The sequence below is a fragment of the Glycomyces algeriensis genome (assembly GCF_027622855.1).
Taxonomy (GTDB): Bacteria; Actinomycetota; Actinomycetes; order Mycobacteriales; family Micromonosporaceae; genus Glycomyces; species Glycomyces algeriensis.
In genome coordinates this window covers 481913-497577 of the sequence record NZ_JAPZVR010000001.1, presented here as the reverse complement: position 1 = coordinate 497577, position 15665 = coordinate 481913, and the positions used below count along the sequence as shown (strand labels likewise).

The following is a 15665-nucleotide window of genomic DNA, read 5'->3' as shown; positions in this document are numbered from 1 at the left end:
AACGTGGACTTCTCCTCCGTGCTCTCCGGGTTCGCGGTGGCGTTCGAGTGGCAGAACATCCTCTTCTGCCTGCTCGGCGTCACTGTCGGGATGCTGATCGGCGTGCTGCCGGGCCTCGGCCCGGCCGCGACGATCGCGATCCTGCTGCCCATCACCTACAACCTGGAACCGACGGCGGCCGTCATCATGCTCGCCGGGATCTTCTACGGCGCGCAGTACGGCGGCACCATCACCTCGGTGCTGCTGCGCCTCCCCGGCGAGGCCTCCACAGTGGTCACCGCGCTGGACGGGCATGCGCTCGCGCGGCGCGGCCAGGCCGGACCCGCGCTGGGGATCGCCGCGATCGCCTCGTTCATCGGCGGCACCGCGTCGATCATCCTGCTCTCGTTCATCGCCCCGGCCCTGGCCGGCGTCGCGCTGGCGTTCGGCCCGGCCGAGTACACGGTCCTGGCGCTGATCGGGATCTTCCTGGTCGGCACGCTCGGGAACGGCTCGATCATCAAGAGCGCCGCCGCCGCGTCCGCGGGCCTCCTGCTCGCCGTGGTCGGGCTGGACCCGCTGCTGGGCACCCCGCGGTTCACGTTCGGCACGGACCAGCTCGCCGACGGCATCGACTTCACCATCGTCGCCATGGGGCTCTTCGGGGTCGGCGAGATCCTCTACAACCTCGAGCACCGCGACCGGCCGCAGACGGCCGTGCCGTCGTTCGGGCGGGCGATCCCCGGCCGCCTGCACTGGCTCCAGTCCCGGCTGGCGATCCTGCGCGGCTCGGTCACCGGCTTCGTCCTCGGCATCCTGCCCGGCGGCGGGGCGACCATGGCCTCGCTGGTGGCGTACGCCGTCGAGAAGCGCTCCGCGAAGGACCCGTCCCGGTTCGGCAAGGGCGCCATCGAAGGCGTCGCCGGCCCGGAGTCGGCCAACAACGCGGCGGCGACCTCGTCGTTCATCCCGCTGCTGACGCTGGGCATCCCGGCGAACGCGACCATGGCGGTGCTGTTCGGGGCGCTCATGCTCCAGGGCATCACGCCGGGACCGGGGCTCATGAGCGACCACCCGGACGTGTTCTGGGGCGTCGTGAACTCGATGTACCTGGGCAACCTGCTGCTGCTGGTGCTGAGCATCCCGCTCATCGGGCTGTTCGTGCGGATGCTGAAGGTGCGCCCGGGGGTCCTGGCGCCGATCACCATCGTCATCACGATGATCGGCACCTACTCGATCCGCAACAACGCCTTCGACATGCTGCTCGTGATCGGCCTGGGCCTGCTCGGCTACGGGATGCGCAAGCTCGGGTTCGAGCCGGGGCCGTTCGTGCTCGCGTTCGTGCTCGGCTCGCTCCTGGAGGCGTCGTTCCGCCGTTCCATGCGGATCTTCGGGGGCGACGTGAGCGAGTTCGTGCAGCGGCCCGTCTCCGGGACGCTCGTGGCGATCCTGGTCCTGACCGTGGTCGTCGTGCCGCTGCTGCGCAAGGTCCGCACCCGCCAGACGGCGAACGCCGAAGAAGAAGGCGTCAGAGCGGACTGACCGTGTCCGCACTGAGCGGGGGTCGGGGGGGGGGGGGGGGGGCGCCCCCCCCCCCCCCCCCCCCCCCCCCCGGTGCGTTCCAGTGCAATTCGATTGACATCGATGCGGCGCTGGCGCATCGTTGGCGCTTGTGCCCCTCATCGACCGCTCGCGCGTGAACCCGTACCTGCTCTACCTCGCGGTGCGGGTCGGGCTGTCCTTCCTCGTCGCCATGGCCTTCACGACCTCGATCGTGTACCGGGTCGAGGAGGGTGGGATGAACCCGTTCGAGCTCATGCTGATCGGCACCGTGCTCGAGGCCGCGTACCTGGTGTTCCAGCTGCCCACCGGGTTCCTGGCCGACCTCGTGAGCCGCCGCGCGTGTGTCGTGGCGGGCTTCGGGGTGTACGCGGGCGGCCTGGTCTGGATGGGGCTCTCGGCCGCGTTCTGGGCGCACCTGGCGGCGCAGGTGCTCTTGGCGCTCGGTGCGGCCCTCATGAGCGGCGCCCAGGAGTCCTGGGTCGCCGACGAGACGCAGCGGGCCGAGATGACCCCGGTCTACCTGCGCGCCACGCAGCTCAGCTTCATCGGCGGCATCACCGGCAGCCTCCTCAGCGGGGCTCTGGGCACGATCGCGCTGAGCCTGCCGATGCTCGTCGGCGGCGCGCTCATGGGCCTCGGCACGGTCGCGCTCGCGCTCGTCATGCCCGAGCGGCACTTCCAGCGCCCCGCCGGCGACGGCAAGGTGCGGAGCGTGCTCGGGCAGGCGCGGGCCGAAGTGGGCGAACAGGTCCGCACCGCGCGCCGCGCCCCGCGGCTCGTGCCCGGCCTGGTCCTGCTGCTGGGCATGACGTTCGCGTTCGGGCTGTGGAGCGAGAGCTTCGACCGGCTCTCCGGCGCGTTCCTGCTGGAGGACATCGGGTTCCCGACGGTGTTCAGCCTCGAGCCGGCCATGTGGTTCAGCCTCATCTCGTGCGCCGTGGCGCTCGGCGGCATCGGCGTCACCGAGTGGGCCACCCGGCGCACCGCGCGCCTCGGCTCGGGCGCGATCATCGGGATGCTGGTGCTGTTCACCGTCCTCACGCTCGCGGGCGTCATCGGATTCGGTCTGGTGCAGGGCTTCTGGGTCGCACTCGTGTGCATGCTGCTGGTCTCGGTGACCCGGCCGCTGTACGAGCCGCTCGTGAACGGCTGGCTGGTGGTCAGGGTCGAACCGAAGGTCCGCGCCACCGCACTGTCCGCAAGGGACATGTTCGACAGCGGCGGCCAGATCATCGGCGGACCCGTCATCGGCGCGATCGGCACCGCGTTCACCCTCCGGGCCGCGCTGCTCACCGGCGGCGCCCTGCTCGTCCCGGCGGTCCTGTGCCTCGTCGGCATGGGCCGGAAAGCGGGCGAGCCGGAGCCCGAATCCGTGGGCGCCACCGCGGGCCGCTGATCCAGACACCGCTCTCACCTGGGGATATGACGCCAGGGGGGCCGTGCTGTTCCCCCGCTGGCGCGCCCCGGTCAAGGCCCGGTCCTTGGCGCGGGGCCGAAACGGAGCGAAGATGGACCGGAACCGGAAACGGGCGTACGTCGAAACCAGGCGCTCAAGCCCACCAGTGTCACTCGATCTTCTCAAGGAGCCACCGTGCCGACCGTCACCGCCTGGGCCGCGCCGTCCGCGACCGAGCCGCTCGTCAAGACCACCATCGAACGCCGCGAGCTCGGCCCGCACGACGTGCTCATCGAGATCAAGTACGCCGGCGTCTGCCACTCCGACATCCACACCGTGCGCGGCGACTGGGGCCCGAAGCAGTACCCGCTCGCGCCCGGGCACGAGATCGTCGGCTTCGTCACCGAGGTCGGCGCCGAGGTCGTCAAGCACGCCGTCGGCGACCGGGTCGGCGTCGGCTGCATGGTCCGCTCGTGCCGCGAATGCGAGCAGTGCCTCAAGGGCAACGAGCAGTACTGCCTCAAGGGCTTCGTCGACACCTACGGCTCGGTCGACGCCGACGGGACCATCACCCAGGGCGGCTACACCACCCACATCGTCGTCGACGACCACTTCGTGCTGCGCATCCCCGAAGCCATCCCCTTCGAGGCCGCCGCGCCGCTCCTGTGCGCCGGCATCACCACGTACTCGCCGCTGCGCCACTGGAACGCCGGCCCCGGCAAGAAGGTCGCGGTCATCGGCATGGGCGGCCTCGGCCACATGGCCGTCAAGTTCGCCCACGCCCTCGGCGCCGAGGTCACCGTCGTGTCGCAGTCGCTGAAGAAGCAGGAGGACGGCCTCCGCCTGGGCGCCGACCACTACTACGCGACCAGCGACCCCGCCACGTTCGAAACCCTCTCGGGGACGTTCGACCTCATCATCCACACCGTCTCGGCCAGGGTCGATTTCGACGCCTACCTGCAGCTCCTCAAGGTGGACGGCGCGCTCGTGAACGTCGGCGCGCCCGCCGAGCCGCTGTCAGTGGCCGTGTTCCCCCTGCTCCTGGGCCGCTTCTCCATCGCCGGCTCCGCCATCGGCGGCATCGCCGAGACCCAGGAGATGCTCGACTTCTGCGCCGAGCACGGCATCGCCTCCGACGTCGAGGTCATCGCCGCCGACCAGATCAACGAGGCCTACGAGCGCGTGCTCGCCTCCGACGTGCGCTACCGCTTCGTCATCGACACCGACACCATGCGGTAAGGGCCGCAAGCAATGCGAAACGCCGGGGCGCTGATGCGCCCCGGCGTTCGGCGTTGCTACTGCTGCACTTCCACGGCCGGCGAATCCGCCACCGGGGAGGCCATGTCGAGCAGGGCCAGCGCGTCCTCCTGGTCGGTGCCCGGCTCGGCGTAGTAGACGATCATCCGCACCCCGTTGCCGCCGGCGAGGTCGAACCCCTGGTAGCCGAGGGTGATGTCGCCCAGGAGCGGGTGGTGGTAGGACTTGCGGCCCGTGGTGTGGGGCCGCACCTCGTACCGGTCCCAGAGCTTCGCGAACGCCGGGCTCTTCACCGACAACTCCCCCACCAGGGCCTGCAGGTCAGGCGCGTCCGGCTCGGTGCCGGCCAGCGCCCGCAGGTTGGCCACGCAGCCGCGCACCTGGTTCTCCCAGTCCGCGAAGAACGCCTTCGCGTCCGGGTGCAGGAACATGTAGCGGGCGACGTTGCGCTTGGCCGCGGGCCAGTCGTCGATGCCCGGCAGCAGGCGCAGGCCGCCGGGGTTGGCGGCGAGGACGTCCATGTTGCGGCTCATCACGTACGCGGGGTTCGGGCGCAGGCGCTCGAGGATCTGCGCGATCCCCGGCGGCAGGGTGCGGCTCGGGGCCTTCGGGGCGTCGGTGGAGCGGCGGGCGGCGCTGGCGGCGAGGTCGCGCAGGTGCTCGTGCTCGGCCTCGCTGAGTTTGAGGGCCCGGGCGAGCGCGTCGACGACCTGCGGGCTCGGGCGGGTCTCCTTGCCGCGCTCGAGGCGGGTGTAGTAGTCGATGCTGACGCCCGCGAGGGTGGCGAGCTCTTCGCGGCGCAGCCCGGGGGTGCGGCGGATGCCGGGGCCGGCGGTCAGGCCGACCTCGGCAGGGGTGATCTCCTCGCGTCGGGCGCGCAGGAACCGTCCGAGCGCGGAAGCGGCGCCGGGCTGCTGCGTATTCGTCATGCCTCCAAGTGTTCCACCGGCGCGACCTGGGCCGCCGCGGGTTGAGGGGCCGCGTTGCACCCCGGCACCGCGTTCAGGTCGGCCTCGAACGGCAGGTGTGAGTTGCGACACTCGTTCGGGCGTTTCCAGCGGATTCCCAGTGGTTTCCCACTTATGTCCATTTCGGTCTGCGCAGCTGGCCTGTCATGGTGGGGCGCAAGGGTATTGACTCCCTTGCATCTCGATCGCGACGGCGCCGTCCACCCCCGGCGCCTTCACCCGTCACAACGAGGAGCCGTCTTGTCAAGTAAGCAACGATGGCGTCAGGTACTCGCAGTCTCGCTTGTGGGAGCGCTACCATCGGCCTTCGCCGGTGCCGCGCCCGCCCTCGCGCAGACCGAGACCGACGCGACAGCACTGCTGGAGCAGAAGGTCGAACCCGCCCTGCTGGCCGAGATCGACGCCGAAGGCGAAGCCGAACTCTGGGTCCAGTTCGAGGGCGCCCCGGACTACTCGGCCGCCTTCGCCGCCGAGACCAAGGCCGAGAAGGGGGCCGCTGCCATCGCGGCGGCGAAGGCGTTCGCCGAGTCCTCCCAGGCCGACGTGACCGCCGCCCTGGACGAGGCCGGCGTCGAGTACGAGTCCTTCTGGGCCTCCTCGACGCTCAAGGTCACCGGCGACGCCGGCCTGCTCGAGACCCTCACCGCCTTCGACGAGGTCACCGAGGTCGTCGACGCCCCCAAGGTCGTGGACGTCGAACCGGTCGCACCCGCCGAGACCGAGCTCGAGACGGCCGCCGCCGGCTGGAACGTCGCCGACATCAACGCCCCCGCCGTCTGGGACCAGCTCGGCACCACCGGCGAAGGCGTCGTCGTCGCCAGCATCGACTCCGGCGTCCAGTACGACCACCCCGCGCTCGTGAACCAGTACCGCGGCAACAACGGCGACGGCACCTTCACGCACGACTACAACTTCTACGACGTCGAAGGCGGCTGCGGCGCCGCCCCGTGCGACCTCAGCAACCACGGCACCCACACCGTGGGCACCATGGTCGGCGACGACGGCGCGGGCAACCAGATCGGCGTCGCCCCCGGCGCCGACTGGATCGCCGCCAACTACTACGGCAGCAGCATGGAATCGGTGCTCAGGGCCGGGGAGTGGATGGTCGCGCCCACCGACTGGGCCGGGAACAACCCCGACCCGTCCAAGGCGCCCGACATCATCAACAACTCCTGGGGCCGCGAGGGCGACGACCCGTACTTCGAGGACATCGTGGACCTCTGGCACGCCGCCGGGATCATCCCGGTGTTCGCGGCCGGCAACAGCGGCCCGGTCTGCAACACCGCCATCTCCCCCGGCGACTACGCGAACGTGATCGCCGTGGGCGCCTACAGCGTCAGCGGCACGATCGCGGACTTCTCCTCCCGCGGGCCCACCAGCGACGGGCGCGTCAAGCCGGACGTCTCGGCCCCCGGGTCGGGCATCCTCTCCTCGGTGCCGGGCAGCGCCTACGGCTCGCAGAGCGGCACCTCGATGGCCGCGCCGCACGTGGCCGGCACCATCGCGCTCATGATGTCGGCCGAACCCGCCCTCCGCGGCGACTACGGCCTCGTCTACGAGCTGCTCACCGGATCGGCCCGCTACACCGCGGACGACCAGTGCGGCGGCACCGCCGAGGCGAACAACGTCCACGGCCACGGACGCATCGACGCGCTCGCGGCCGCCCAGGCCCTCCCCGACGGGGACTCCGGCTCCATCTCCGGCACCGTCACCGGGCCCGACGGCGCGCCGCTGGCGAACGCCGAACTGGTCTTCGACGGGGCCTTCGACCGCCGCGCCACCACCGCGGCCGACGGCACGTACACCGTGAAGTTCGCCCTCACCGGGCAGCACGCGGTCACGGTCACCAAGTTCGGGTATGCAACGGCCACAGGCACAGTCACCGTCGCGGCCGACCAGACCGCCGTGTTCGACAAGGTCCTGACCCCGCTGCCCACCACAGTGGTCACCGGCACCGTCGTCGACGGCTCCGGTCACGGCTGGCCGCTGGCCGCGTCCGTGTCCTCGGTCGGCGGCGAGGTCACCACCCAGACCGACCCGCTCACCGGGGAGTTCTCGCTGACGCTGCCCACCGGCGGCGTGGACCTGGTCGTCGAGGCCGCCTACGGCGGTTACCAGACCGTCCAAGTCGAGGCGAACGCGGCGAACCTGCAGATCGAGGTGCCGGTCGCTGCGAGCTGCACGGCTGCCGGCTATGCGTTCGACCCGCTGGGCACCGGCTTCGAGTCCCTGAGCACGCCGCTGGGGTGGACCGTCGACAACCGCGGCCCCGCGCCGTGGATCTTCAACGACCCCCACAACTACGGCAACCGCACCCCCGGCTCGGGCGGCTTCGCCTTCGCCCGGCCGCCGGGCGGCGGCACGATGGACACCGACCTCATCTCGCCGGTGTTCGACCTGTCGAGCGCGCCCGAGCCGGTCCTGACCTTCGCCACCGACTTCACCGGGTACCTGCCGTACTCCGCGGCGGAGGTCGCGATCAGCACCGACGGCGGCCAGACCTGGACGAACGCCTGGGCCGCAACGGGGTCGATCCGCGACAGCACGGTCACCGTGGACCTGAGCGCCTGGGCCGGAGCGCAGGAGGCCCGGCTCAAGTTCCACTACTACCACGCCTACATGTCGGGGTACTGGTGGCAGATCGACGACGTCCTCGTCGGCGGCACGCCCACCTGCGCCCCGCTCGCGGGCGGGCTGGTGCGGGGCACCGTGACCGATCAGAACGGCGCGCCCGTCGCGGGCGCCGTGGTCACACACACCGCCTCGGGCCACCACGGCGTCTCCGGGGCCGACGGCGTGTACTGGACCTTCGCGCCCGGTTCCGGCTCGTCGCAGTTCTCGGTGGTGGACGCCGAGTCCGGCTCGGCCACCGGTTCGGTCAATGTCGCAGCGGACGACGTGACCGAAGCGGACTTCACGCTCTCCTAAGATCTGTCCATTGAGGAACGGGCCCGGTGGCGTCGCTACCGGGCCCGTTCCCTTACTCCGCGGGCGCGAGGAGCGCGGCGTAGAGCGTCAGGCCGGGACCGAAGGCGAGGGCGACGACCGGGCCGTCCTGCGGCCCCAGTTCCTGCATGACGAGCAGCACGGTCGCCGAGGAGCAGTTGCCGTGCTCGGCGAGCACCTTGCGGGAGGCCGCGAGCGCGCTCGGGCCGAGCTCGAGCCCTTCTTCGATGGCGTCCAGGATGCGCGGACCGCCGGGATGGACCGCCCACGCCGCGACGTCCCGCACGTCAAGGCCGTGGCGGCCCAGGAGGTCCTTCACGAGCGGGCCCACGTGCTCGGCCAGGGCGTCCGGGACCTCCGCCGAGAGGCCCATGCGGAAGCCGAGATCGGTGATGTCCCAGGTCATCTGGTGGCGGCGGTCAGTGTCGGTGCGGGCCGCGACGTCGACCACGCGCATCCCGGCAGCGCCGGGCTTGACGACCACCGCGGCGGCGGCGTCCGCGAACAGCGCGTGCGAGACCATCTGCCCGGGATCGATCGTGGCCGGCTGCAGGTGCAGCGAGGTGAGCTCCAGACAAAGCATCACCGCCGGCCGGTCATGGGCCGCAACATAATCTGCGGCCGTGGCGAGCGCCGGGAGCGCCGCGTGACAGCCGGTGTGTCCGATGAGGAGCCTGCGGGCGTCGGCGGGGAGCGGGAGCATCCGCGCGAGCTCGATGTCGAGCCCCGGCGTGCGGTACCCGGTGCAGGTGACGACGGCGAGCAGGCCGACCTCCTCTGGGTCGGTGTCCGCCGCCTCCAGCGCGTTCCGGACCGCCTCGAGGCCGAGCGGCGGCGCGACCTCGCCGTAGCGGACCATGCGCTCGGCTGTGGACCAGTCCGCGACCGCCTTGAATTCGGCGGGATCGGTGGCGGAGTGGCGGGTCCGCACATCGGAGGCGGTGAAGATCCGCTGGGCGACGCGGCTGCGGGAGAAGTGCCAGCGGAACACGTCCTCCCACAGCTGGTCCTGGGTGTAGGTGGGCGGCAGGGCGGCGCCGATGCCCGCGATCCGGGCGGTCACCATCGCGGCACTGCCGCGTCGTGGTCGGGGTCCTCGCCGAGCGCGGCGACCCCGAGCCAGTCGGCGCACACGTCGGAGGTGGCCGGCTGCAGTGCGCCGCAGCGGGCGTCGCGGTAGAGCCGTTCGAGGGTGTGGCCGCGCCGGGACGCGGAGGCCCCGGCGGCTTCGAGCAGCGAGGAGGCCACCTGGACGGCGGTGTCCCCGGCGGTGAGCTTCGCGCGCCAGACCCACTGGTTGGTCTCGGGATCGCCTGGGGCGCTGTCGATCCGCGCGGCGGTCTCGGCGACGACGAGCTCGGCGGCGGCGGCCATGGCGTCGGCGCGGCCGAGCCGGGCGCGCGCTGCGGGAAGGCGGCCGAGGCCGCGCCGCCCCAGGTGCTCAGCGGCGGCGTCGACCGCGGCGCGGGCGACGCCCGCGTACACGGCGGAGTAGGACGCGACGAGCCACTGCGGCATGGCCTCGGCGATCATCAGGGTGAGGCCTTCGACGCCGCCGAGGAGCGCTTCGGAGCCTACTTCGAGGTCGAAGTGGACGTCCTGGCTGCCGGTGGCGCGCATGCCGAGCGAGTCCCAGGTCTCCTCGACCCGGATGCCCTCGCCCGCGGGGACGAGGAAGTAGGAGACCTGCGGTTCCTCGGCGTCGGCTTCGCGCGCGGTGACGAGGTAGGCGTCCACGTGCCCGGCCCCGGAGACGAAGGCCTTGCTGCCGGTGATGCGGTACCCGGAGTCGGTGCGGCGGTAGGCGGTCGTGGTCTGGGAGAGGCGGGATCCGCTGCCGCGCTCGCTCATCGCGACACCGTAGAGGGCCCCGCCCGCGGCGGCTTCGAGGGCCTTGTCGCGGGCTTCGAAGGAGCTTCTCGGGGCGCCGAGGAGGCGCACCAGGTCGTCCGGGGTCTGAGCGAGGGCGCCGGTGACCGAGGCGTGCATGTTGAAGATCAGCGCCGTGGAGCCCGCGCCGCGCGCGAGCGCGGAGGCCACGCGCGTGTACTCGGTGAAGGAGGCGCCGAAGCCGCCGAGGCGTTCGGGCACCATGAGTCCGAACAGGCCTGCCGCGCGGAGGTCCGCGAAGTCCGCTTCGGGGAACCGGCCGCCCTGGTCGTGGGCGGCGGCGCGTTCGGCCAGTTTCGGCGCGAGCTCGCGGGCCAGCGCGAGTGCTCGTTCGCCGGGGCTCTCTGCTGCAGTCATGCGTTTCAGTGTCCCCGGAAGCCCCGTTCGGATCAACCCTCAGTTCAGGCGGCGGATATTCCAGTGTGGAGCAGGAGTGCGACGTCGATGAGGGCCACGAGCATCACCGCTCGGAACGCGGCCCGGGAGCGCGGGCGGTTGTCCAGCATGAATCCGGTCACGAGGATCGTCACGGCGAGGGGCACCGTCCCCAGGGCGAGCGGTGACGGCGGGCCGTCCGGTCCGAGCACCAGGAGCAGCGAGGTGGTCAGGACGAGGGCTGCGGTGGCGAGGCGGCTCGGGAGCGGGCCGAGGCGGTGCGGGAGGCCGCGCACGCCGGTGGCGGCGTCGTCGGCGAGGTCGGGGAGCACGTTCACGAAGTGCGCGGCGGAGCCGAGGGTCGCGGCGGCGGCGATGAGCCAGGGCGGCGGGAACGGGTCGCCGTTCGAGAGGAACGCGGGCAGCAGGCCGAAGGCGATCGCGAAGGGCACCACGGAGAACGCGGTGGCCTTGACGCCGAGGTCGTAGGCCCAGGCGCACGCGAGCGCGGCGAGGTGCGCGGCGGCGGCGAGCGGAGCGGAGAAAAGTGAGAGGACCACGGCGGCGAGCGCGGAGGCGATGAACGCTGCGCGAACCGCGGCTGGCCGGATCTCGCCGGCGGCCAGGGGCTTGTCAGTGCGGCCGACGCGGGCGTCGCGGGGGGCGTCGACGAGGTCGTTGAGCCAGCCGACGGAGAGCTGCCCGGCGAGGACCGCCGCGATGGCGCAGGCGGCCGAAGCGGGCCCCCGGTCCGAGCCCAGGGCCAGTCCGGTGGCGACTGCGGAGACGGCGACCGCGGGCAGCGGGTGGGAGGCCCGCACCAGCGCCCAGCTCGTCGACAACTGCTTCACGGCCATCAGTGTGTCACTCTGACGGGATGAGCGGAACCCCCGAATCCTTGGCGCCCAATGATCCGGCCATGTACGACCGGTTGGCGGCGCAGTGGTGGCGGCCGCGGGGCGTGTTCGCGATGCTGCACTGGCTGGCGGCGGCGCGGGCCGCGCTGGTGCCTCCTACGCCGCACGAGGACGCGGTCCTGGTGGACCTGGGCTGCGGGGCGGGGCTGCTCGCACCGCATCTGGAGGGCAAGGGCTACCGGCACATCGGGGTGGACCTCTCGTTGGAGGCGCTGCGGCAGGGCGCTGCTCACGGCGTGCTCGGCGTCCAGGGGAGCGTGCTCGCGGTGCCGCTGCCGAACGCGTGCGCGGAGGTCGTGGTGGCGGGCGAGATCCTGGAGCATGTGCCGGATCTCCCTAAGGCGGTCGCGGAGGCGTGCCGGCTGCTGCGGCCGGGCGGGTTGCTGGTGATCGACACGCTCGCGGCGACCGCGTTGTGCCGCTTCCTGGCGATCGGTGTCGCCGAACGGATTCCGCGGATCGCGACGCGCGGTGTCCACGACCCGGCATTCCTCGTCGACCGGAGGCTGCTCGTGGCGGAGTGCGCGAAGCACGGTGTGGCACTGGAACTGCGCGGGATCCGGCCGTCGCTGATCGACTTCGCGCTCTGGCTCGGGGGGCGTCGCGAGTCGGTGCGGATGCTGCCGGTGCCGACGACGGCGGTGCTCTTCCAAGCCCGGGGTCGCAAGCGCTGATGGCTGGCGCGCTCAAGTTACTTCTGGGAGGGGTGTTGCACCCGTCTCATCGAGCCGGTTATATTTGTTTGGTCATACCATTAAACAACGGCCCCCTCAGCCTGCACAAACACCGGCGAACCCTGTATCCCCCAACGAAAGGCATCGCCATGGGCGACACCTCAAGCAACGTCCCCGCGTTCCGCATCCAGCGCCGAGGCCTGTTCCAGGCCGGCGCCGCGGGCGCGGTCGCAGCCTCCCTCGCCGGGTGCGCGGCCCTCGACGAAGGCCCCGAAGGCACCGCGGCCGGGTCCGACGAACTCGCGGATCTGCTCCCGACGTACACCCCGTACGAAGGCGGCATCGAACCCGACCTGCCCGGCCAGCCCGACGGCTCCGTCACCCCCGGGTTCCTCTCGCGCCCGGCCGAACCGGTCACGGCCGTCACCGAACCGGTCATGACCACCGGCGAGGACATCACGGCGGTCACCCCCCTGTGGAACCCGACCCCGCCCGGCCTGCCCGACAACTCGTACTTCGCCACGGTCAACGAGATCCTCGGCGGCACCGTCGTCTTCAACATCGCCGACGGCAACAACTACCTCGACAAGATCACCACCACCCTCGCCAGCGGCGACGTGCCGGACATGTTCCAGATCCCCGGCTGGGAGATCGTGAACCTCTCCGACTTCAGCGAGGCCGCGAACGAGCTCTTCGCCGACCTCTCGCCCTACCTCGCCGGCGACAAGGCCGCCGCGGACTACCCGCTCCTCGCCTCCTACCCCACGGCCGCATGGGCCATGGGCGTCTTCGGCGGCAAGCTCCTCGGCATCCCCTGGGAACGCGCGCCCTACACGAACGCCCTGTTCGCCCGCCAGGACATCCTCGACGAGCTCGGCCTCGAGCAGCCCACGAACCTCGACGAGCTCCTCGCGATCGCCGAAGAGGTCAACGACCCGGGCAGCAACCGCTGGGCGTTCGCCAGCCTCGACCAGACCGTCCAGGAGGCCATGGGCGTGCCCACGCTCTGGAAGGTCGAGGGCGGCAAGCTGGTCCACAAGTTCGAGACCGAGGCGTTCGCCGCCGCGATCGAGTTCACCAGGCAGGTCTTCGACAAGGGCCTCGTCCACCCCGACTACGTGGCCGACCGCAACACGAACTCCAAGGAGCTCATCGGCTCCGGCCAGGCCGTGTTCTACGAGGACGGCCTCGGCGCCTGGCACGAGATGTACCAGACCTACCGCAGCGTTGAAGGGTTCAACCTGCAGGTCATCGACCCGCTCGCCCGCGAGGCCGGCGGCACGCCCACGATCTGGCGCGACGACCCCGCCGGCATGTTCACCTTCATCAAGAAGGACCTCTCCGAAGAGCGCGTCCAGGAGTGCCTGCGCGTGGCCAACTGGTGCTCGGCCCCGTTCGGCACCGTCGAGTACGACCTGGTCTCCGACGGCGTCGAAGGCGTCCACTTCACCATCGACGCCGAAGGCGTGCCCCAGCGCACCGAACTCGGCCAGACCGAGGTCGCGCCGACCTACATGTTCCTCTCCGGACGGTCCAACGCCAACAACCGGTTCCAGTACCCCGGCATGGTCGAGCGCCTGCACGAGTGGGAGACCAACGCCGCGCCGTTCCTCGACCCCAGCCCCTTCCAGGGCCTGCGCGTCGAGATGCCCTCGGACCTCTCCGCCGAGAACGAGCCGATGAAGGACGCCCACCACGAGATCTACCGCGGCCAGCGCGACGTCGCCGCCTGGGCGACCATCGTCGAGGACTGGCGCGCGAAGGTCGGCGACTCCGCCCGCGAGTACTACACCGAGGTCGCGAAGGACAACGACCGCCTGTGAGCACCGTGACCGACAAGGAGTCCCCGGTCGAGCAGGCCGGGGACTCCCCGAAGCGGAAGGCGAAGGCGAAGGCGCACTGGCGGGAGCGGCTGCGCCGCGACTGGCCGCTGCTGCTCATGGCCGCGCCCATGATGATCCTGGTGTGGGGGTTCTGGTGGATCCCGACCCTGGGCAACGTGGTCGCCTTCCAGGACTACAAGCCGTTCACCGGCGGCATCTTCGGCTCGCGCCTGGTCGGGTTCACGCACTTCCAGGTGCTGTTCGCCGACTCGGAGTTCCTGCGGGCCATGGTGAACACGCTGTCGATCACCGCGTTCCAGCTGGTGTTCTACTTCCCGGTGCCGATCGCGCTGGCGCTGCTCATGCACTCGATCGCGTCCGAGCGGCTGCGCGCGATGCTGCAGAGCGTGGTGTACCTGCCGTACTTCTTCTCCTGGGTGCTCGTGATCGCGATCTTCCAGCAGATGCTCGGCGGGGCGGGCCTGCTCTCGCAGATCCTGCGCTCCAACGGGTTCGAGGGCGTGGACTGGATGACCGATCCGGACACGTTCATCCTGCTGGTGACCTCGCAGGCGATCTGGAAGGAGGCCGGGTTCGGGGCGATCATCTTCCTCGCGGCGCTGGCCGCGATCGACCCGAACCAGTACGAGGCGGCGGCGGTGGACGGGGCCGGGCGGTGGCGGCGCCTGTGGCACATCACCTTGCCGGGCATCCGGCCGGTGATCGTGCTGCTGCTGATCCTGCGGCTCGGCGACGCGCTGAACGTCGGGTTCGAGCAGTTCTTCCTGCAGCGCAGCGCTGTGGGTTCGCAGGCCTCGGAAGTGTTCGACACGTTCGTGTACTACAGCGGCATCCGCACCGGCGACTTCGACTACGGCGCCGCCGCGGGGCTGTTCAAGGGCGTGGTCGGGCTCGTGCTGATCCTGGCCGCCAACAAGTTCGCCCACATGCTGGGCGAGCGGGGGGTGTACTCCAAATCATGAGTTCTCGGAACCGTCCCGCCTGGGAAGAGAAGCCGAGTGCCGCCGGACTGGCGGCCAAGGGTGCGAGCATCGTGGTGATCGCGCTGCTGATCCTGTTCCCGCTCTACACGATCGCATTGACGAGCCTGTCGAGCGGGGACACGGTGAACCGCGTCGGCGGGCTCGTGATCTGGCCCGGCGACGGGGTCACGTTCGAGGCGTACGAGCAGATGTTCCGCAACCCGGTGGTGCTGCGGTCCCTGGTGGTCTCGCTCGGGATCACGGCGGTCGGCACGTTCATCAGCGTCGTGGTGTCGATCCTGGGCGCGTACTCGCTGTCGCGGCCGGGGTCGTTCGGGCACAAGACGATCCTGTTCTCGGTGCTGCTGATGTTCGTGATCTTCCCGGGCCTCATCCCCGTGTACCTGTGGGTGAGCGCGATCGGGCTGCGCGACAACTACCTGGCGATCATCCTGCCGATGGCCGTGTCCGCGTTCAACGTGGTGGTGCTCAGGGCGTTCTTCATGAGCATCCCGCAGGAGCTGTTCGACTCGGCCCGGATCGACGGCGCCGGGGAGTTCCGGGTGCTGTGGCAGATCGTGGCGCCGCTGTCGAAGGCCGTGATCGCCGTGGTCACGCTGTTCTACGCGGTCGCGTACTGGAACAACTGGTTCAACGCGTTCCTGTACCTCGACGACACCGGGAAGTGGCCGCTCGCGCTGGTGCTGCGCACGTACGTGGTGGAGTCGGCGCCGCTCCCGCAGGCCTCGGGCCTGCAGGACGCGCCGCCGACCCTCGCGGTGAAGATGGCGATCGTCATGATCGCGATCATCCCCGCGCTGATCATCTACCCGTTCGTGCAGAAGCACTTCAAGAAGGGCGTGATCATCGGCGCGGTGAAGGGCTGACCGATCC

At 70.9% G+C, this 15665-nt stretch carries 12 protein-coding genes; 8 read left to right on the top strand and 4 right to left on the bottom strand.

Features of this window, described 5'->3' with window-relative positions; translation table 11 throughout:
* Window positions 1-3: 3 nt before the first annotated feature.
* The 3 genes from O2L52_RS02010 (at window position 4) to O2L52_RS02000 (ending at window position 4177) form a co-directional block, all read left to right on the top strand.
* Window positions 4-1521, top strand: coding sequence for a tripartite tricarboxylate transporter permease (locus O2L52_RS02010; RefSeq protein WP_270113626.1), 1518 nt, complete (start codon window positions 4-6; stop codon window positions 1519-1521).
* A gap of 130 nt (window positions 1522-1651) precedes the next feature.
* Window positions 1652-2938 carry an MFS transporter gene (locus O2L52_RS02005; protein ID WP_270113625.1) on the top strand — a complete coding sequence of 429 codons (1287 nt, stop codon included), beginning with the start codon at window positions 1652-1654 and terminating at the stop codon, window positions 2936-2938.
* Between the two features lie 195 nt (window positions 2939-3133).
* Window positions 3134-4177 (top strand): NAD(P)-dependent alcohol dehydrogenase, encoded by a 1044-nt coding sequence (locus tag O2L52_RS02000; protein ID WP_270113624.1) that lies wholly within the window; start codon window positions 3134-3136, stop codon window positions 4175-4177.
* A 56-nt stretch (window positions 4178-4233) separates the two neighbouring features.
* Here O2L52_RS02000 and O2L52_RS01995 read toward each other — a convergent pair whose 3' ends face one another.
* Window positions 4234-5124: a helix-turn-helix transcriptional regulator gene (locus tag O2L52_RS01995; RefSeq protein ID WP_270113623.1), complete on the bottom strand. Its 891-nt coding sequence runs from the start codon at window positions 5122-5124 to the stop codon at window positions 4234-4236.
* 324 nt (window positions 5125-5448) lie between these two features.
* Here O2L52_RS01995 and O2L52_RS01990 point away from each other — a divergent pair, with 324 nt between their 5' ends.
* Window positions 5449-8091, top strand: coding sequence for a S8 family serine peptidase (locus O2L52_RS01990; RefSeq protein ID WP_270113622.1), 2643 nt, complete (start codon window positions 5449-5451; stop codon window positions 8089-8091).
* A 52-nt stretch (window positions 8092-8143) separates the two neighbouring features.
* Here O2L52_RS01990 and O2L52_RS01985 read toward each other — a convergent pair whose 3' ends face one another.
* The 3 genes from O2L52_RS01985 to O2L52_RS01975 are packed head-to-tail and all read right to left on the bottom strand — an operon-like array spanning window position 8144 to window position 11225.
* Complete coding sequence (locus O2L52_RS01985; protein WP_270113621.1) at window positions 8144-9175, bottom strand: type III polyketide synthase; 1032 nt, start codon at window positions 9173-9175, stop codon at window positions 8144-8146.
* On the bottom strand, window positions 9169-10356 hold the full coding sequence (locus tag O2L52_RS01980; protein WP_270113620.1) for an acyl-CoA dehydrogenase family protein: 1188 nt from the start codon (window positions 10354-10356) through the stop codon (window positions 9169-9171). The genes O2L52_RS01985 and O2L52_RS01980 overlap by 7 nt, the downstream gene beginning before the upstream one ends.
* Window positions 10357-10400: 44 nt before the next feature.
* Entirely contained in the window at window positions 10401-11225 is an 825-nt protein-coding gene (locus O2L52_RS01975; RefSeq protein WP_270113619.1) for a UbiA family prenyltransferase, read from the bottom strand.
* A gap of 26 nt (window positions 11226-11251) precedes the next feature.
* Between O2L52_RS01975 and O2L52_RS01970 the strand changes: the two genes are divergently transcribed.
* The 4 genes from O2L52_RS01970 (at window position 11252) to O2L52_RS01955 (ending at window position 15658) form a co-directional block, all read left to right on the top strand.
* Window positions 11252-11965, top strand: coding sequence for a methyltransferase domain-containing protein (locus tag O2L52_RS01970; protein WP_310295045.1), 714 nt, complete (start codon window positions 11252-11254; stop codon window positions 11963-11965).
* 149 nt (window positions 11966-12114) lie between these two features.
* A complete protein-coding gene (locus O2L52_RS01965) occupies window positions 12115-13788 on the top strand; it encodes an extracellular solute-binding protein (RefSeq protein ID WP_270113617.1) in 1674 nt (557 codons plus the stop codon).
* A complete protein-coding gene (locus O2L52_RS01960) occupies window positions 13785-14771 on the top strand; it encodes an ABC transporter permease (protein ID WP_270113616.1) in 987 nt (328 codons plus the stop codon). The genes O2L52_RS01965 and O2L52_RS01960 overlap by 4 nt, the downstream gene beginning before the upstream one ends.
* Entirely contained in the window at window positions 14768-15658 is an 891-nt protein-coding gene (locus tag O2L52_RS01955) for a carbohydrate ABC transporter permease (RefSeq protein WP_270113615.1), read from the top strand. Before O2L52_RS01960 ends, O2L52_RS01955 begins: the two co-directional genes overlap by 4 nt.
* Window positions 15659-15665: the final 7 nt, after the last annotated feature.